Here is a 17,644-nt window from a genome sequence, read left to right as displayed (position 1 = left end):
GGGGCGGTCAGCCGCGCGGTTCCCCGTACCAGCGCCACTTCTCCTGGCGCGGGCGGTCCTGCAGGGCGATGCGGCCGGTCGACCACAGCAGCGCGGGCCAGGGGCCGGTGTCCGCGGGGGCGCCGGGGAAGAGGCGGTGCAGGGTGCGGGCGCACAGGGCGGGCGGCGGGGTGAAGGGCGGCAGGCCGAGCCCCGCGGTGATGTCGTGGACGTGGACCAGGGTCTCGACGACGCCCATCGCCGCGAAGCCCTCGGGGTCGGCGGCGCCGAAGACGTGGTGGGCGCGCACCTCCGGCGCCGTGACCCGCACCATCGCCGCCAGCAGCGCGCCGCAGCCGTCCAGTACCTGGAGCAGGCCGGCGGTGCCCTCCTTGCGCTCGACGAAGATGGTGCTCGCCGGTCCGCCGGGATGTTCGCGGTGCCAGGTGACCGGCACGTGTGTCGTCAGCGGCGGCCGTTCGGGCCCGAGCTGCAGGGCGTACGCGAACAGGTCGTCGGCCAGGTGCTCCGCGGTCTGCCAGCACGTCCACGTCAGGTCGCCCGCCGGGGCGTCCCAACCGTCCTCGGGCGCTTCGCGCAGGGCGGCGATCGACAGGCGTACGGCCTCGGTGACGTCGTCGGCGGTCACCGGGCCGGGGGTGGGGGCTGCGGCTGAGGTCATGACCGGCACCGTACCGTGGGGCGGTCCCGGGTCGAACGCCCTTTTGTGACGTTGGAATCTGTTGACCGCCGAAGGAAAAGCACTCTAGGTTCACCATGATCGAACGCGAGGACTTGAGAGGACCCCCATGCCGACACCCCCCGCCCGTGTCCTCGCCCTGCGGGCCGCGGGCACCGCGCTGGTCGTCGAACTGACCGAGCCGGTGCCCCGCGTGCTGCACTGGGGCGCCGACCTCGGCCCGCTGCCGGACGCGGACGCCGCCGCGCTCGCCCTGACCGCCGACCAGGCGGTGCTCAACAACGCCCTCGACGTGCCGCGCCGGCTGACCGTCTGGCCCACCGAGGCCGACGGCTGGTCCGGCACCCCGGCGCAGGAGGGCCACGCGGCGGGCGGGGCCGCCGCTCCGGGGCCGGTGCTGACGGGCAGCACGCACGAGGAGTCCGCGGCCGGCGGCGGCGAGATCGTCCTGTCGTTCACCGACGCCGCGACCGGCCTCGACACCGAGCTGACCTACCGCCTCGAACCCTCCGGCGTGCTCGCCGCCTTCGCGACACTGACACGCCGCGCCGACGCCGGACCCGAGCCGTACGACCTCGCACGCGTCACCACGCTGCTGCCGCTGCCCGGGCGGGCCACCGAGCTGCTGGACTTCACCGGCAAGTGGAGCCGCGAGCGGGTGCCGCAACGCCGCCCGCTCGGCCACGGCAGCCACGTCCGTGAGGCCCGGCGCGGCAAGCCCGGCGCGGACTCGCCGTACCTGCTCGCAGCGGGGGTGCCCGGCTTCGGCTTCCGCAGCGGCGAGGTGTGGGGCGTGCACGTCGCCTGGAGCGGCGACCAGCGCTACCTCGCCGAGCGGCTGCCCGAGGGCGCGGGCGTGCACGGCGGCGTTCTCGGCGGCGGCGAGCTGCTGCGGCCCGGCGAGATCCGCCTCGCCCCCGGCGACACCTACCGCACCCCCGTCTGCCATTTCGCGTGGTCCGGCGCCGGGCTCGACGGCCTCGCCGACCGCTTCCACGCCCTGCTGCGCGCCCGCCCCGGCCACCCGCACACCCCCCGGCCCGTCGTCCTCAACAGCTGGGAGGCCGTCTACTTCGACCACGACCTCGACCGGCTGCGCCGCCTCGCCGACCGGGCCGCCGAGGTCGGCGTCGAGCGCTTCGTGCTCGACGACGGCTGGTTCACCGGCCGCCGCGCCGACACCGCGGGCCTCGGCGACTGGTACGTCGACCCCGCCGTGTGGCCGGACGGCCTCGGCCCGCTCGCCGACCACGTCCGCGCCCTCGGCATGGACTTCGGGCTGTGGTTCGAACCGGAGATGGTCAACCCCGACTCCGAACTGGCCCGTGCCCACCCGGACTGGATCCTCGGCCCCGCCCGCGGCCGCGGCCCCACCTCCCGCAACCAGTACGTGCTCGACATCGCCCACCCGGACGCGTGGGCGTACCTGCTGGAGCGCATCGACACCCTCGTCGGCGAGTACGGCATCGGCTACCTCAAGTGGGACCACAACCGGGACCTCCACGAAGCCGTGCACGGCCCCGGCGACCGGCCCGCGGGACACGCCCAGGTCGACGCGCTCTACCGGCTGCTCGACACGCTGCGGGCCCGCCACCCCGGGCTGGAGATCGAGAGCTGCGCCTCCGGCGGCGCCCGGATCGACCTCGGCATCCTCGCCCGCACCGACCGGGTCTGGACCTCCGACTGCATCGACCCGGTCGAACGCCAGGCCATCCAGCGCTGGACGGGGCAGCTGCTGCCGCCCGAGCTGATGGGCTCGCACGTCGGGGCCGCCGAGAGCCACACCACAAGGCGGGTCGCCGCCGCCTCCTTCCGGCTCGTGACCAGCCTCTTCGGCCACCCCGGCATCGAGCAGGACCTCACCGCCTGCGAGCCCGCCGAGCTCGCACTCATCACCGCCTGGACTGCGCTCTACCGCGAGCTGCGCCCGCTGCTGCACGGCGGGCGGCAGGTCCGCGCCGACCTCCCGGACGAGGCGGTGCTGCTGCACGGCGCAGTCGCGCCCGACGCCTCCGCCGCGCTCTACTGCTGGGCCCGCACCGCGACCTCGGCCGACGGCCAGTCCGGGCGGGTGCCGCTGCCGGGCCTCGACCCGGACACCGCCTACCGGGTGCGGATCCGCACCGAACCGGGGCTGCCGTCGCTGCACCAGAACGCCGGGCCCGCGTGGTTCACCGCCGCGCTGGAGGGGTGGGTGCCGCTGCCGGGGGCGGTCGCGGTGCACGCCGGGCTGCCGATGCCGACGCTGAACCCGGGTCAGGCACTGCTGGTCGAGGTGCGGGCCGCCTGACGCGACTGCCGCGCCCGCGTACACGACCGCCCGCCGCCCGTTCGGCCCGTCCCGGCTGCACGGGCGGCGCGGCGTGCGCCAGGGTCTGAGGTGGACAGCCGCGCCCGGGCCCGGGCGCGGACCAGCCGGACCGGGGAGCGCCGATGGACCTCAGCAGCACGGTGGACAGCCTGATGGAGGGCCTGACCGCCGACCTCGTCCGGCTTGCCGCGATCCCGTCGATCGCCTTCCCCGGCTACCCCCGCGCCGAGGTGGAGCGCGCGCACGACCTGCTGGTGGAGCTGCTGAGGGACGCCGGGGTCGAGCACATCGAGCGCATCGACCTGCCCGACACCGCGCCGGTGATCTATGCCGAGGTGCCGCCGCCGGCCCCGGACGCCCCGACCGTGCTGCTCTACGGCCACTACGACGTCCAGCCGCCCGGCGACGAGTCGCTGTGGCTCTCCCCGCCGTTCGAGCCCACGCCCGTGGAAGGGGGCCTGCGGGCGCGCGGGATCGCCGACGACAAGTCCAACGTCATCGCCCACATCGGGGTGCTGCGCGCGTACGGCGGGCGCCCGCCGACCGGGCTGAAGATCGTCCTGGAGGGGCAGGAGGAGTACGGCAGCGCCTTCGACGACTACCCGCCGACCGACCCCGCGCGCTTCGCGTGCGACGCGATGGTCATCGCCGACATGGGCAACCTGCGCCCCGGCACCCCCACCCTGACCACCGGGCTGCGCGGGGTCGCGGAGGTCGTGGTGGAGGTCCGCACCCTCGCCGAGGCCCGGCACAGCGGAGAGTTCGGCGGCGCCGCCCCCGACGCGCTGCTCGCGCTGCTGCGCGCGCTCGCCGGGCTGCACGACGAGCGCGGCGACGTCGCGGTCCAGGGGCTGCGCCGTGAGGAGTGGCAGGGCGCGTCCTACACCGAGGAGGAGTTCCGCGAACTGGCCACCGTCGCCGACGGGATGCCGCTGACCGGCAGCGGCAGTCTCGGCGAGCGGCTGTGGAGCGGCCCGGCGATCACCGTGATCGGCCTGGACGCCCCCGCCGTCGACGGCGCCGCCTCCGCCGTCGTCCCGTACGCACGCGCCAGGCTCAACCTGCGCGTCCACCCGCAGCAGGACCCGCGCGAGGCCACCGACGCCCTCGTGACGCATCTGCGCGAGCACCGCCCGTACGGCATCGAGCTGACCGTCACCCCGAGCGACGCGGGCCCCGGCTTTGAACCGGCCACCGGCGGGCCCGCCTACCGGGCGGCACGCGCGGCGCTGCGCGAGGGCTGGGGGAGCGAGGCGCAACTGGCGGCCAGCGGCGGCTCCATCCCGCTGGTCAACGGGCTCGCCAGGGCTGTGCCGGACGCGGAGGTGCTGCTCTTCGGAGCGCAGGACAGCATGTGCAACCTGCACGCGCCCAACGAGCGGGTGCTCCTCTCCGAGCTGCGCGGCGCCGTCGTCGCCGAGGCGGCCTTCCTGCGGGAGTACGCCGCGGACTTCAAGGCGGCCGGCGGCCGGCGGTGAGCACCGCGGCGGCCGGCCCGGGCACCGAGACCGGCGGCGCCGGACCCCCTCCGGCCGACGGCGGCACCGGCGGCGTCTCGCTCGCCGAGGTCCGCTACGACCGGTACCTGCGCTTCATCTGGCCGCTGCCGGCCATCCTCTTCGTGCTGATCTGCGGATTCGTCTCGCTCGGCGCGGTCGCCACCTGGCGTGGCCGGCCGGTGGTCCGCGGGTCGGCGGCAAAGTATGCAATTGCATCGGGAATTGCAGCTGCACTTGCCGGGTAGACCCCGGGTGCGGACACCGTGCCTGACGGTGCCCGTGCGGCGGACGAGCCGGCGGAAGCGAGCCCGAGAGGCGGTACGGCAATGACCGAGCAGTTCGGCAACGGCGTCCAGGCCAGCAGCATTCCCGGAGTGGAATGGATCAAGAGCGCCCGCAGCAACCCGAGCGGAAACTGCGTGGAGTTCGCGCAACTTCCCGACGGAGGGGTGGCCGTTCGCAATTCCCGCTATCCCGACGGGCCCGCTCTGGTATACACACAGGAGGAGATAACCGCATTCGTCGGGGGCGCCAAGGACGGCGACTTCGACACCTTCACGGCGTGAAGCCTGCGGTGTGACGCCCGCAGGGGCGGGTCGCGGGCTTCGCGGAGCAGTACCGGTCGTCCGGTACCACTCGGGGAGCCCGCATGTCCGTCCAGCCGCAGCCCGCCTCGCCCTTACCGCTGTTCGAGCGCCGCCCCGAGATGGGCTCCCGGGCCATGTCCCGGGTCCTCGGCACCTACCTGCGCTCCCTTCGGGAGAGCCGCAACTGCTCCCCGGCCGCGGCCGGCGCCCACATCCGCGCCCACGCCTCGAAGATCAGCCGCATGGAGACCGCCCATGTCTCCCTCAAGGCCCGCGACGTCGACGAACTCCTGCACCTCTACGGCGTCGGCGAGGCCGAGCGCGCCGAGATCGGCCGCCTGGTGCAGCGCGCCACCGGCCCCGACTGGTGGCAGCCGTACGGCGAGATCGTTCCCGACTGGCTCCAGCAGCTCATCGGCCTGGAGCGGGACGCCCACCTGGTGCGCAGCTACGAGACGCAGTTCGTGCCCGGCCTGCTCCAGACCGAACGCTACGCGCGGGCCGTCGTGCAGAGCGGCCACCGCCTCGCGCCCGCCGAGGAGAACGCCCGGCGCGTCGAGCTGCGCCTGGAGCGGCAGCGCCGGATGACCGAGCCGGGCGCCCCCGTCCTGTGGGCGCTCGTCGACGAGGGCGTGCTGCACCGCCCCGTCGGCGGCGCGGACGTGATGCGCGAGCAGCTCACGTATCTGCTGGAGGTGCTGCGGCAGCCCGGCGTACGGCTGCAGATCGCCTCCTACGCCGCGAGCGCCGCGGCGACCCCGGGGACGTCCGTCACCTACCTGCGCTTCGCCCAGGGCTTCCTGCCGGACATGGTCTACCTGGAGCACATGACCAGCGCGGTCTACCTCGACCGGCTCTCCGACGTCGACCACTACCGCGCCGCGCTGGACGAGCTGAGCGCGCTCGCCGCGACCCCGGCGGCCAGCCGGGTGCTCCTGGAGCAGGCGCTGCAGCGCTACCGCTGACGCCCCGGCGGGGGAGGACGCGGGCGGCCGTCAGCCGATACGCCCGACGCCGCCGAACTCGATCCACTCCATGCTCGGCTGCCGCGGCACCAGGTCGGTGTCCGGGCGCCACATCGACACCTCGACCAGCCCCGGCTCCAGCAGCCGGGTGCCCGCCAGGAAGTGCCGGACGTCCGACTCGCGCCGCACCTCGCCCCAGTTCCCCCCCGTGGTGCGGTCCATGAACTCGGTGACGCCGCGCCGCGTCTGCTCGTCCTCGCTCACCAGCTGGCACACCACCAGGAAGCTGCCGGGCGGCACCTTGGCCGCGGCGCGGCGCACCACCCCCGCCGGGTCGTCGCGGTCCGGGATGCAGTGCAGCACCGACACGAAGAGCACCGCGACGGGCTGCTCGGTGTCGATCAGCCGCTTGACCTCGGGGTGCGACCACACCGCCTCGGTGTCGCGCATGTCCGCCTGGATCACGGCGGTGTTCTCGTTCTGCTCCAGCAGCGCCCGGCCGTGGGCGAGCACGATCGGGTCGTTGTCGATGTAGACGACCCGGCACTCCGGGTCGACCCGCTGGGCCACCTCGTGGACGTTGTCCTGCGTCGGCAGGCCCGAGCCGTGGTCGACGAACTGCCGGATGCCGTAGTCCTCGGCGAGCCGCCGTACCACCCGGCGCAGGAACGACCGGTTGTTCACTGCCAGGACCTTGGTGCTCGGGACCTGCTTCAGCAGCTCCTCGGTCGCCGCGCGGTCGGCAGGGTAGTTGTCCTTGCCGCCCATCAGGTAGTCGTACATCCGCGCCACGCTGGGCACGCTGACGTCGATGCGGTCCGTCAGCGGGACATACGCGTCGTCCATCGGGTCCTCGCGGCATCGTCGGCCCGGCACAGCCGAGGTGAAAGTGAGCTGGAGCACATCCATCCTAGGCAGCCGCGGACCGCCGGGCGACCCCAACTGCCCCACAGGAAACGCTCCATGACGTTCCGTGGCATTCAACCGGCAATCAGCACGGGGTAGCGCACCACCGTCACCGGCACGGTGGCGGTGCCCTCCGCCGCGCCGCCGTGGTCGTTGACGACGTGCTCGATGACCCCGGCGCCGTTCAGCGACACCGTCAGCAGGTCGTACAGGCGCACACCGTCCGCCACCGGAGCCTCGAACCCGCTCCTCACCCGGATCTCCGGGTCGACCGTGAAGAAGCAGTAGCAGCCGAGCCCCCATGCCTCGTGCTGCCGCACCTGCTCGGCGACCTTGTAGGCCGGGTAGCCGTCGCCGTCCGGCCGGCGGTAGGCGGCCTGGTGCGGCGGGTCGTAGGGCAGCTCGCCCTGGAACATAACCGTACGGCCGTGCTCGCCGTTCCAGAGCACGTTCTCCCGCTGGAAGTGCTCGACGAACAGCCCCGTCGCCAGCACGTTGTCGCCGTTGACCACGATGCCGTGCTCCGCGGTGTTCACCGTCCAGCCCACCCCGCTGCCGTGGTCGGCGCGCCACGCCCAGACGTGGTCGATCAGCACGTCGTCGCTGCCCACCACCAGCGCGGTGCCGGTACGCCCCGGGCCCGCGCCGCCGACCCGGAAGAACACGTCCTGCACCGACGCCGGGTCCTGCGGGTCGCTGCGCCGGCCTCGGCCGCCGCCGATCTCCAGCAGCGCCCGCGACTCGGCCTCGGCCGCGTCGAAGAGCAGCCCGGCGATGCGCACCCCGCGGACGTTCTCCACCCGCATAGCCACCGCCCCGGTGACCGGGACGAGCGTCGCGAAGCCGAGGCCCAGCACCACCGTGCCCGCCCACTTGACCTTGACCGTGCCGGTCAGCCGGTAGATGCCGGGGGTCAGCAGCAGGTGCTTGCCCTGCGCCAGCGCCTTGTTGATGGTGCGCACCGAATCCGTCGGCCGCGCGACGAAGAACTGCTCGATCGGGATCGAACTGCCCGGCGTGTGCCCGGCGCTCCACGTCGCGCCCTTGGTGCCGTGCCGCAGCGCGGGCAGGAACACCCGGTAGCCGCCGGTCGCGTCGACGTAGAGGAAGGGCTTCTCGCGGCTGACCGGGGTGGTCGGCAAGGTGGTGTAGGACGGCTGCGGGAAGGACTGCTCGGGCGCGCCCGTGACGCCGCAGAAGACCTGGTTCCAGACGCCGTTGGACCAGCCGCCCACCGCGCTGTTGCGGGTCAGCCACTGCTGCTGCGAGGCGTTGACGACCTCGCCGTCGACCACCGAGTCCGCGATGTAGCCGCCGCTCGCGAAGCCGCCCTGACGCGGGGAGAGGTGCAGCTGCCCGCGGATGTGCACCCGGCGCAGCGGCGCGGCCTGCGAGACCGCCCAGCGGTTGGCCCCGCCCGTGGGCGCGACGGCCAGGTTCTCCGCCGAGCGCCAGAAGTTGGTCAGCGCGCTGTCCCCGCCGCCGGGTTGCGGCCGGCCCTCGACGCGCACGGCGCCGTTGATCGTCACGTCGTCGGGCGACAGGCCCAGTCCCGCGACCGAGGTGTAGTAGCCGAGCTGGGCGTCCACGTCGTAGGTGCCGGGTTTGAAGAGGAAGGCGAAGCGGCCGGTGCCGAACTCGCCCACGACCTGCTGCTGGGCGGCGGCGTCCAGCGCGGCCTGGATCTCGGCCACCGGCGTGGCCGGGTCGAAGACCCGCACGTTCGGCCCGAAGTCCGGTTCCGCGGGCCCCTGCGGGCGCCCCTGCCCGCGCGCGGCGGCCGGCGCCGCGGCGGTCCCGGCCGGCACGGCGGAGGCGAGCGCGGCGGTCGCGAGGAACGAGCGGCGGCTCAGGCCGCCGGCGTCGGGGCCGAGGTGCGCGTCGACGGCCGCGCCGGTGCGGAGGCCGGCGCCCGAGGTGGAGGCCGACGTCGTGGTGGTGTCGGTGACGGAGCCGGTGAGTTCACTGCCAGGATCCCTGAACGACGACATGACGACGACCACCTTCCGCGACTGTCTGCGACCTTCGTACGGCCCGGGACCGGCAGCCCCACGGACCGCGGGCGCGTGAGAGCGCTCTCTTGCAGACGTACCCTGCGGGCTGCGGGAAGTCGGTGTCAAGATCCCGTGAGAGCGCTCTCGGGCAGGCGTGACACCGCTGCTCACAGCCGTACCAGCCCCCGCCGCGGCCGCGCTCCGGCGCCTGCCGTCCGGTGGCCGCAGCGGCGGGAGTGCGCCCGTTCATCGCCGGGACAGGGCTGTGACCTGCGGTTTCACGTCGATCGGCGAGACGTGTCGGTGGCGCCGGGATACGGGTGCGGAGCGTGCCGGAGCCGGCGCGGGGTGCTATTACGGTGTCGTAACTGTTGCGTGTGCGTCAGGTCGCGGCAGGGTGCCGCCGGGATGTCAGCCGGCCGGTGCGACCGGGGGCCGCAGCCCGAGCCACTGCTCGGCGTCCCACGCCACGAACCGCTCCACCTCCGTGAAGCCCAGCCGCGCCGCGAGGCGCATCGAGGCGGAGTTGGCGGTCTGGGTGGCGAGCACCACCGGCTCGCCGGGGAGGACGGTGTCCAGCCAGCCCAGAGCCGCCGTGCACGCCTCGGCCGCGTAACCGGACCCCCACGCCCGCGGCAGGAACAGGTAGCCGAGATCGGCCTTCCCGGCGGCGGCCGGCCGCCGCTCGGCGGGGCCCCGCCGCAGCAGGATGTGGCCGATCATCGACCCGTCGAGCGTGACGACGAAGCTCCCGGGCCACTGCTCGGGCACCTCGGGCAGTTCGCGTTCGAGTTCGGCACGCGGACGGGGGCCGCCGAGGTAGGTGTGCACCTCGGGTGACGCGAGCAGCTCGACGAACGCCGCGCGGTCCCGCGCCTCGGGCGCGCGCAGCACCAGCCGTTCGGTCCTGATCGGTGCGGGCGGCCATGCCACCGGGCTCAGATGATCCATCAGCGCACGCTAGCAGCAGGGCCGTTCACCCGGGAGGGGAAGCCGGCGCGGGTCCTGACCCCGGGCCGCGCGGGTGGCAGGCCGTGCGCGGCCGTCCTGCCCCGAGGGAGCCCTTCACGCGGACGCGCAGCCCGGCGCCGGGGTGCGGGGTGAGGTCCCGGCGCGCGTACACGCCGGCCGGCGCGGGCGCCGTCTCCACGCGGGCGTGGTGGATCCCGACGCACGTGCGGTTACCGCCGCCGAGGAGGACGTGCGCGTCGCGGGGCGGCGTGCCCGCCTCGTCGGTGAGCCACCGCTCGAGACGGAAGCGGTCGGGACGGAAGCGGTCGGGACGGAAGCGGTCGTGGCCGGGGAAGACCTTCCGGTTGCCCGCGGAGGAGCCAGGTGCTGTACAGCAGGGCCGTGCCGCGGGACAGGGGGTATCCGGCAAGGACGGTGTCGGCGGTGGTGGCGCGGGTGAGCGGGTGAACGGCCCGCCGGGTGCGCGGGCAGCTGTCGCGGGGCCAAGGCCACGAGCGGCGCCGGGCCCGCGGCCGTGCCGCCGGGGCGGGTGCCCGGCCGGGCGGGGCTGCGCCGCCGTACCGCTCACAGCGGCCGCTCCATGCACACCAGCTCGTCCCGCTCGTCCCAGGACTCCGACACGGCGAAGCCCAGCCGCCCGTACAGCGCGATCGCGCCCGTCCGCCAGCTCCACACCGACAGCCGCACGGCGGCCGCGCCGTCCGCCGCGGACCGGGTGAAGGCCGCGCCGAGCAGGGCCGACGCGATGCCGCGGCCGCGGAACGCGGGGTCGGTCCAGAGCCGCTTGACCTCCGAGCGGCCGTCCTCGGGGGCGGTCACGACGACGCAGCCCGCCGCAGTGCCGGAGCTCACGGCCACCAGGACGGTGTCCCTCGCGAAGGCGGTGCGCGGGGCCTCGACCTCGGCCCGGTAGCGGGCCGGCAGCGCTTCCACGCCCGCGACGGGCGCGCCCTTCTCGGACTCCGTCCGCAGGTGGTAAGCGGCGAGCAGCGCGGACAGCGCCTCGTCGCAGGGGCCCTCCGCGGGCCAGCGGACAAGGGTGGTGCCGTGCGTTTCGCTCATCCCGCCAGCATGCCACGCCGCAGGTCAGGGCCCTGAGGGGCTCCGGCCGGCCGTGGTGCGAGCGTCAGACGGTCACGACTTCGACCCCGGCGTCCGCGAAACGCGCCAGCGCGGCGGGCGGGGCGGCGGCGTCGGTCACCAGCGTGTGCACGGCTTCCGTGGCGCAGATGCGGGCGAAGGCGCGGCGGCCGATCTTCGAGGAGTCGGTGGCCACCACGACCCTCCGGGCCCGCTGCGCCAGCAGCCGGTTGGTGCTCGCCTCGTCCTCGTGGTGGGCGTAGACGCCCTCGCCGGGGTCGATCCCGTCGATACCGAGCACGGCGAGGTCGAGGGTGACCTCCCGCAGCACCCCGGCGGCCAGCGGGCCGGTCAGCTCGTAGGACTGCGGGCGGGCGACGCCGCCGGTCACCACGAGCTTGATCTGCGGGCGGATCACCAGCTCCCCGGCGATGTTGAGGGCGTTGGTGACCACGGTGAGGGCGGGCTGCCGGCCCGCGGCCTCGGTGAGGTCGCCGCGCAGCGCCAGTGCCCGTGCGACCTCGGTGGTCGTGGTGCCGCCGGTGAGGCCCACCACCTCCCCGGCGCCGACCATCGCGGCGACCGCGGCCGCGATCCGCTGCTTCTGCTCGGTGTTGCGGGCGGTGCGGTAGCGCAGGGGCAGCTCGTACGACACGCCGTGGGTGACGGCGCCGCCGCGGGTGCGGACGAGCATGTGCTGCTCGGCCAGCTGGTCGAGGTCGCGGCGGATCGTGGCGGCGGAGACGTTGAGGGCGGTGGCCGCCTCCTCCACCTCCAGCCGGCCGTTGGCGGCGAGCAGGTCCAGGAGCGAGGTCCACCGGGCGTCCCGTGACATGGGGGCTCCTTCCTGGGCCGGTCGGTGCGGGTGTCTCCCGCCGGGGTGTGCGGTCAGCGTAGTTCCCCGCGCGCGGGGACCCGCGGGGTGCCCCGCTGCGGTCGCGGGATCGTCCGCCGGTGGGTGGTTGCGCGCGGTCCTCCCCCTGAGCTTCGGCCGGGAGGGGCCCCCACGCCCCTGGTGTGCCCGGCGGGGCATCGCGCTGTCCGTTTGGGGGTGGGGTCGGGTGCCACTGGCGGGGGTACCTCCTCGGAATGCGCGTTCACCCTCTTCCGGTGTTGGTGAGGGGCGGGGAGGCGCATTCCTGCGGGGGCACCCCCGGATCGCCCCCCTCCCGAGGTTCGTCGGCGGCTGCCCGCCGGTGGGGTGAAGGGGACGACCAGGTCGGGGCGCGGTCGGGGTGGCCGAATTGTCGCCCCGTCTCACCGAGACATGGAGTGGGCGGCTCACTTCGGAAGCGTGGACGCGTCGCCGACGGCGGCGAGCAGTGCGAAGGGGAACTCCCGGTCGGCTCGGCCGACGGTGAGCCCGACCCGGCGAGCGGTGGACACCTGCCACATCTGCGTGCTCACCGCTTGCATGCAAAGGGAGTTCAGGGGCTCGGGCGGCGCCTCGATGTCCGGGTAGTCCGGGTGGTCGAGCCCGAGGAAGGGCCACAGATCGATCGCGGTCGGACTGCCCCGACGCCCGGACAGCGCCGTGACCAGTGCGGTGAGGTCCGCCTCCGACTCCTCCTCCGCTGCCGTGATCGTCTCCGGGTCGGGAACGTCCCAGAAGTCCCGGCTCTCCCGGAGAACGGCTATGTGGTACCCGGGACCTCCCCATCCGTGTGCGTCCTGGATGAGCTCTTCCCTTCGGGGAACGGCAGAGCGATCAAGGTGTCGATGATCGACAGCTGCTCCTCGGTGGAACCGGCGGGCCGGCGCCGGACCGGCATGGCCGGAGTGCAGGGCCGGTGGCGGAAGTCCACGCCCCCGGGCCCGCGCCCGGCCCGGCCGCGATCCACAGCCGCCGCTACCGGGAAGGGGGCTGCTCCGTGCGGTTCTTCATACCGTCGCCCTCAAGGGTGAGGTAGCGGCGGATGGTGGGGCCGAGGAGGAAGGCGATCGGCCACGAGAGGGGGCCGGACTGGTCGAGGGTGAGGGTGAGGCGGGTGGCGGGGCCGTCCGGGTCGAGGACGTGGGCGGCCCGGGAGGCGGCGCCCGGGGCGTGGGTCTCCCAGACGAAGGACGTGCCCTCGTCGAGGGCGGTGACCTGCCAGACCGCCTGGCGCAGCCGGGGCTGGCGTACGGCGAAGCGGGCGCCGAGGGCGAGGTCGGGGCCGGCGAGGCCGCGTACCGAGGTCATCGAGGGCGTCAGCTCCGGCCACTTCTCCGGCGCGGCGAGCACCTGCCAGACCTGGGCGGCGGGCGCGGCGATCGTGACGGCGTACGAGTAACTGGGCACGGGGCTCCTTCCGGCCGGACCCGGCCAGGTTACCGACGCGCCGTCGGCTCGTGAACGGGCCGGTGCCGGGCGGTCCTGCGGTAGCGGCCGGGCGCCTCGCCGTACCACCGCTTGAAGGCGTGCGCGAAGGCGAATTCCGAGGAGTAGCCCACGTGGGCCGCGACCGCCGCGAGCGGCTGCGCCGACTCCGCGAGCCGGCGGGCGGCGAGCGTCATCCGCCACCACGTCAGGTACGCCAGCGGCGGGCGCCCGGTCAGGGCCGCGAAGCGGCGGGCGAAGGCGGCGCGGGACAGGCCCGCCTCGCGCGCGAGCCGTTCGACGGTCCAGGGCGCCTCCGGGGCGCGGTGCATCGCGCGAAGCGCGACAGCCACCGGCGGGTCGGTCAGCGCCTCGCCCCAGCTGGGCCCCTCGGTGTGCGCAGGGCGGTCGGCGAACCATGCGCGCAGCGTGTAGAGCAGGAGGGCGTCGAGCAGCGGGGGGATGAGCGCGTCCGTGCCGAGCCGCGGGCGGTCCAGTTCCCCGGCGAGCAGCCGGACCGCGGCCGTGACGTCCGGGTGCCGCGCGGGGCTCGCGGGCAGGTGGAGCACCGCCGGGAGGCCGTGCAGGAGCGGGTGGACGTACCGCGGGTCGAGCCGGTAGCCGCCACTGAGCAGGACGGACGCGGGTCCGTCGCCGGGCGCGGTGTCCGGCGGGGTGCGCTCGGCGCCGCGGGGGCCGGGGACGTGGGTGCCGGTCCGGGGCGGTGCGGGCGGCGTGCGCTCGCCGCTGCGGGGGCCGGGGAGGTGGGTGCCGGTCCGGGGCGGTGCGGGCGGGCCGCCGCGCGCCGGGCGGGATGCGCCGGGGCTCGCGCCGTCGCCGTAGGGGGCGGCCGCGGCGGCGGGGGGGAGGGGCCGGGCGAGCGGGTCGGCCAGCAGGTGGCCGGAGCCGTGCGGGACGAGCAGGACGTCGCCGGAGCCGGCGCGTGCGGCGGCCGGGGCCCGTACCGGAGGGGGCGGCGGCGGGCGTCCGGCGGGGTGCGGGCCGTCGAAGGCGGCCACCGCGGTGCGGGCCCCGCCGTCCGGGTCGGCGTCCGCCTCCTCCGCGGCCACCCGCAGCACGCACGCGCCGTGCAGCACCACGTGGACCGCCACCGTGTCCTGCGCGGGCGCGAACTCCCGTGCCCAGGGCGCGGAGTACCGCACCAGCGACGACCGCGGCCGCCCGGTCCGGGCCGCCGCGACCACGTCGCTCAGCACATCCACTCCGGGACGCTACCCCGCATCGAGACGCCCACGCAGATTGCCCGCGCGCTCCCGCACGGCCCGTCTCCGCCCCGCCGCCCGGAGCCGCGGGTTCCGGGGGCTCGCTGCGGCGGACCGCGCGTCCCGCGGGCATGCGCGGCGGATCCCTTGACTTTCCGTCACGCCTCAGTACCTTCATCTTGCTTAACCGGTACAGACGAGAGTCGCCATCCGGCTCCGCTGTCACCCGAACAGCCTTCCTGTCAGGGAACGTCCGGACATTCCGAGGAGAATGCATGACACTCCCAGCACGACGCTTCCGGCTGGCGGCCCTCGCCGCGGTGACGACGGCACTGATGGCCGCGCTCCTGGCCGTCGCCGCACCCGGCCCCGCCCGCGCCGCCACCACCGGCTTCGTCCAGCGGTGCGGCACGCACTTCTGCGTCGACGGCAAGACCGCCTACTTCGCCGGCGCCAACTCCTACGACCTCTTCACCTTCGGCAGCGGCTCGGGCGACACCGAGACGCAGTACATGGACAAGGCCGCGATCGACAGCGAGATGGCGAACATGGCCGCGGACGGCGTCACGGTCGTCCGCACGTGGATGTTCGACCACGAGCAGTGGCACGGCTTCGAACCCGCCAAGAACACCATGAACGAGCAGGAGTGGGCGGAGTTCGACTACGTCCTCTACTCCGCCGCGCAGCACGGCCTGCGGGTCGTCCCTGCGCTGGAGAACTACTGGACGGCCTACGGCGGCGTCAACGCCGTCCTCGGCTGGGAGGGCGTCTCCACCGCCAACTCCGGCTACTTCTTCGACTCGTCGAAATGCCCGGGGTGCCTGGCCGACTACGAGTTCTACGTGGACTACGCGCTGAACCGGGTCAACCACTACACGGGCGTGGCCTACAAGAACGACCCGACCATCTTCTCCTGGGAACTGATGAACGAGCCCCGCTACCAGGACGTGAACCCGGCCGACAACACGGTCGGCGCGACCTTCCGGGCCTGGGAGGACAAGGTCGGCGCGCACATCAGGGGCATCGACCCGAACCACATGATCGACAACGGCATCGAGGGGCAGGGCAGCGCGTACGGCTACGGCAGCGACAACGGGGTGCCGTTCACGTACGAATGCCAGTCGCAGTACATCGACTTCTGCTCCGCGCACATCTACCCGACCGAGGGGTGGGCGAACCTCTCGGTGAGCGCGACGCAGGCGCTCGTCGCCAAGTACATCGGCGACGCGCACACCGGCGCCGGAAAGCCGTTCTTCCTGGGCGAGTTCAACACCTCGGCGAGCACCCGCAGCACGTACTGGCCGGCCATCTACAGCACGATGGAGTCCGGCAACGGCGACGCGGACGCCTTCTGGTGGTACATGAACACCAGCAAGGACGGCAACTACGGGGTGATGCACGGCGATTCGGTGCTGAGCTACTTCACCGCGCACTCCAACGCCGACAAGGCCAAGAGCGGCGGCGGCACGACCCCTCCGACGACACCCCCCACCACCCCGCCCACCACGCCTCCGACGACACCCCCCACCACGCCTCCCACCACACCTCCGACGACGCCGCCCACCACCGCGCCGGCCGGTTCCTGCGCGGTGAACTACCACATCGACGACTGGGGGAGCGCCTTCAACGCCGCCGTGACCGTCACCAACGGCGGCTCGGCGCTGAGCGGCTGGAGCCTGGTCTTCTCCTTCCCGGGCAACCAGAAGATCACCAACATCTGGAACGGCGTCGCGGTGCAGAGCGGCAAGCAGGTCACCGTGACCAACGCGTCCTACAACGGCGCCCTGCCCGCGGGCGGCAGCGCCGCCTTCGGCTTCAGCGCGTCCTCGACGTCCGGCACCAACGGGGTCCCGGCCGCCTTCACCCTCAACGGCAAGGCCTGCACGGTCTCCTGAGGCCGGCTCCGCGTCCGTACGGCCCCCCGCCGCCCTCCTCGCGGCGGGGGGCCGTCCGCGTCGGGCGGCCCCGCTTACCCGGTTCAGTGCATCGCCTGCCCGTCATGGGCCGCCGCTCCGGGGACCGTTGACGGCGCCGGGTCGCGCGGTGACTATGGGAGCGCTCCCATTCCCCCCACGTCAAGGAGCTGTCCATGCGCGTACCCGCGCACCACCACCGCCGCCGGCCGCACCGCAGACTGGTCGCGGCGCTCGCCGCCGCCGTCACGGCGGCGCTGGTGTCCGTCCTGACGATGCTGCCCGCCCCCGCGGCCACACCCGCAGCCGCCCAGGCCGACGTCACCGGCAACGCCACCCACTTCGACGGCCTCGGCCAGCCCTACGGCGGCTGCGGCATGCCCCAGTCGGCGCTCGACATCCCGGACTTCGTCGCGCTCAACGTCTTCGACACCCCGGGCGACTACACGATGTACCAGCGCCCGGTGCCCGCCTCGCAGAGCTCGATCATCGGCGCCTGGGACAACGGCCACAACTGCGGCCGCTACGTGCAGGTGACCATCGGCGACTACTGCACGGGCACCAACGACGGCGCCGCCGGCCAGCCCTTCTGCCGGGGCGGCGGCTGGACCTCGGACCAGTACGACGGCGCCACCCTCACGATGCTGGTCGCCGACAGCTGCGCCGACCCCAACGCGTGGTGCCGCGACGACCCCAACCACCTGGACCTCGACACCGCCTCGCTCGGCCACTTCACGCAGAACGGCAGCGCGGTCAGCGGCCTCGCCGACCACTGGAACAACCGGCAGGTCTCCTGGCACTACGTCCAGGCGCCGGGCTACACCGGCGACATCAAGATCGGCTTCCTGCAGGGCGCCCAGCGCTACTGGGGTGCGGTCTCCGTCTCGCACCTGCCCAACGGCATCCACGGCGTCGAGTACTACTCCGCGGGCGCCTGGCACGACGCGCAGATGAACGGCGACATGGGCCAGTCCTTCATCCTCGACCCGATCACCGCGGGCGGCACCGACTTCCGCATCCGGGTGCGCGACGTCACCGACTCCTACGTCTTCGGCGGCCGGACGTACGACTTCTCACTCCCCGCGTCATGCTCCGGGCAGTGCTCGGCGGCGTACACGGCCACCACCTACACCACCGGCGGCGGCGACGGCGCCGTCAGCGGCCGGGGTGCCGATCCACACCGCGGAGCCACCGGTGCCGACGGACAGGGCCATGG

The 17,644-nt window shown here is 74.2% G+C and carries 16 protein-coding genes; 7 read left to right on the top strand and 9 right to left on the bottom strand.

From position 1 onward, the window contains the following. Positions 1-7: 7 nt before the first annotated feature. Entirely contained in the window at positions 8-661 is a 654-nt protein-coding gene (locus tag IH54_RS0119990) for a hypothetical protein (protein ID WP_031518544.1), read from the bottom strand. Positions 662-788: 127 nt separating this feature from the next. Between IH54_RS0119990 and IH54_RS0119985 the strand changes: the two genes are divergently transcribed. From IH54_RS0119985 to IH54_RS0119965, 5 genes are all read left to right on the top strand, one after another. Then, entirely contained in the window at positions 789-2,969 is a 2,181-nt protein-coding gene (locus tag IH54_RS0119985) for an alpha-galactosidase (protein ID WP_031518541.1), read from the top strand. A 143-nt stretch (positions 2,970-3,112) separates the two neighbouring features. Next, complete coding sequence (locus IH54_RS0119980; RefSeq protein ID WP_031518539.1) at positions 3,113-4,468, top strand: M20/M25/M40 family metallo-hydrolase; 1,356 nt, start codon at positions 3,113-3,115, stop codon at positions 4,466-4,468. Then, a complete protein-coding gene (locus IH54_RS0119975; protein WP_031518536.1) occupies positions 4,465-4,734 on the top strand; it encodes a hypothetical protein in 270 nt (89 codons plus the stop codon). Before IH54_RS0119980 ends, IH54_RS0119975 begins: the two co-directional genes overlap by 4 nt. Positions 4,735-4,815: 81 nt before the next feature. Beyond that, on the top strand, positions 4,816-5,055 hold the full coding sequence (locus tag IH54_RS0119970; RefSeq protein WP_031518534.1) for a DUF397 domain-containing protein: 240 nt from the start codon (positions 4,816-4,818) through the stop codon (positions 5,053-5,055). 83 nt (positions 5,056-5,138) lie between these two features. Next, positions 5,139-6,041 carry a helix-turn-helix domain-containing protein gene (locus IH54_RS0119965; RefSeq protein WP_043181604.1) on the top strand — a complete coding sequence of 301 codons (903 nt, stop codon included), beginning with the start codon at positions 5,139-5,141 and terminating at the stop codon, positions 6,039-6,041. 30 nt (positions 6,042-6,071) lie between these two features. Here IH54_RS0119965 and IH54_RS0119960 read toward each other — a convergent pair whose 3' ends face one another. The 8 genes from IH54_RS0119960 to IH54_RS0119920 form a co-directional block, all read right to left on the bottom strand. Beyond that, positions 6,072-6,887 (bottom strand): SAM-dependent methyltransferase, encoded by an 816-nt coding sequence (locus tag IH54_RS0119960; protein WP_031518529.1) that lies wholly within the window; start codon positions 6,885-6,887, stop codon positions 6,072-6,074. A gap of 134 nt (positions 6,888-7,021) precedes the next feature. Further along, positions 7,022-8,938, bottom strand: a complete 1,917-nt coding sequence (locus tag IH54_RS0119955; protein WP_234343638.1) for a coagulation factor 5/8 type domain-containing protein — start codon at positions 8,936-8,938, stop codon at positions 7,022-7,024. A 414-nt stretch (positions 8,939-9,352) separates the two neighbouring features. Beyond that, positions 9,353-9,892 (bottom strand): GNAT family N-acetyltransferase, encoded by a 540-nt coding sequence (locus IH54_RS0119950; RefSeq protein ID WP_031518525.1) that lies wholly within the window; start codon positions 9,890-9,892, stop codon positions 9,353-9,355. Between the two features lie 585 nt (positions 9,893-10,477). Continuing rightward, a complete protein-coding gene (locus IH54_RS0119945; protein WP_031518522.1) occupies positions 10,478-10,975 on the bottom strand; it encodes a GNAT family N-acetyltransferase in 498 nt (165 codons plus the stop codon). Between the two features lie 64 nt (positions 10,976-11,039). Beyond that, complete coding sequence (locus tag IH54_RS0119940; protein WP_031518520.1) at positions 11,040-11,828, bottom strand: DeoR/GlpR family DNA-binding transcription regulator; 789 nt, start codon at positions 11,826-11,828, stop codon at positions 11,040-11,042. 446 nt (positions 11,829-12,274) lie between these two features. Next, positions 12,275-12,400, bottom strand: coding sequence for a hypothetical protein (locus tag IH54_RS47725; protein WP_267965210.1), 126 nt, complete (start codon positions 12,398-12,400; stop codon positions 12,275-12,277). A gap of 442 nt (positions 12,401-12,842) precedes the next feature. After that, entirely contained in the window at positions 12,843-13,274 is a 432-nt protein-coding gene (locus IH54_RS0119925; protein ID WP_031518516.1) for an SRPBCC family protein, read from the bottom strand. Positions 13,275-13,303: 29 nt separating this feature from the next. After that, a complete protein-coding gene (locus tag IH54_RS0119920) occupies positions 13,304-14,515 on the bottom strand; it encodes an AraC family transcriptional regulator (protein WP_078862370.1) in 1,212 nt (403 codons plus the stop codon). A 275-nt stretch (positions 14,516-14,790) separates the two neighbouring features. Between IH54_RS0119920 and IH54_RS0119915 the strand changes: the two genes are divergently transcribed. Continuing rightward, positions 14,791-16,410, top strand: coding sequence for a cellulose binding domain-containing protein (locus tag IH54_RS0119915; protein ID WP_052397661.1), 1,620 nt, complete (start codon positions 14,791-14,793; stop codon positions 16,408-16,410). A 194-nt stretch (positions 16,411-16,604) separates the two neighbouring features. Then, positions 16,605-17,644 (top strand): hypothetical protein (locus IH54_RS40000; RefSeq protein ID WP_052397660.1); only part of this gene is annotated, 1,040 nt, incomplete at its 3' end.

This window comes from Streptomyces sp. NRRL F-5123, from assembly GCF_000721495.1.
In the GTDB taxonomy this organism is placed as follows: Bacteria; Actinomycetota; Actinomycetes; order Streptomycetales; family Streptomycetaceae; genus Actinacidiphila.
This window is presented reverse-complemented; position numbering and strand designations above follow the sequence as displayed.

Excerpts from the sequence above, each read along its gene's own strand:
- IH54_RS0119950 (WP_031518525.1), bottom strand. The coding sequence starts at position 9,892 with ATGGATCATCTGAGCCCGGTGGCATGGCCGCCCGCACCGATCAGGACC.
- IH54_RS0119990 (WP_031518544.1), bottom strand. The coding sequence starts at position 661 with ATGACCTCAGCCGCAGCCCCCACCCCCGGCCCGGTGACCGCCGACGAC.
- IH54_RS0119955 (WP_234343638.1), bottom strand. The coding sequence starts at position 8,938 with ATGTCGTCGTTCAGGGATCCTGGCAGTGAACTCACCGGCTCCGTCACC.
- IH54_RS0119915 (WP_052397661.1), top strand. The coding sequence starts at position 14,791 with ATGACACTCCCAGCACGACGCTTCCGGCTGGCGGCCCTCGCCGCGGTG.
- IH54_RS0119985 (WP_031518541.1), top strand. The coding sequence starts at position 789 with ATGCCGACACCCCCCGCCCGTGTCCTCGCCCTGCGGGCCGCGGGCACC.
- IH54_RS0119945 (WP_031518522.1), bottom strand. The coding sequence starts at position 10,975 with ATGAGCGAAACGCACGGCACCACCCTTGTCCGCTGGCCCGCGGAGGGC.
- IH54_RS0119980 (WP_031518539.1), top strand. The coding sequence starts at position 3,113 with ATGGACCTCAGCAGCACGGTGGACAGCCTGATGGAGGGCCTGACCGCC.
- IH54_RS0119940 (WP_031518520.1), bottom strand. The coding sequence starts at position 11,828 with ATGTCACGGGACGCCCGGTGGACCTCGCTCCTGGACCTGCTCGCCGCC.
- IH54_RS0119965 (WP_043181604.1), top strand. The coding sequence starts at position 5,139 with ATGTCCGTCCAGCCGCAGCCCGCCTCGCCCTTACCGCTGTTCGAGCGC.
- IH54_RS0119960 (WP_031518529.1), bottom strand. The coding sequence starts at position 6,887 with ATGGACGACGCGTATGTCCCGCTGACGGACCGCATCGACGTCAGCGTG.
- IH54_RS0119970 (WP_031518534.1), top strand. The coding sequence starts at position 4,816 with ATGACCGAGCAGTTCGGCAACGGCGTCCAGGCCAGCAGCATTCCCGGA.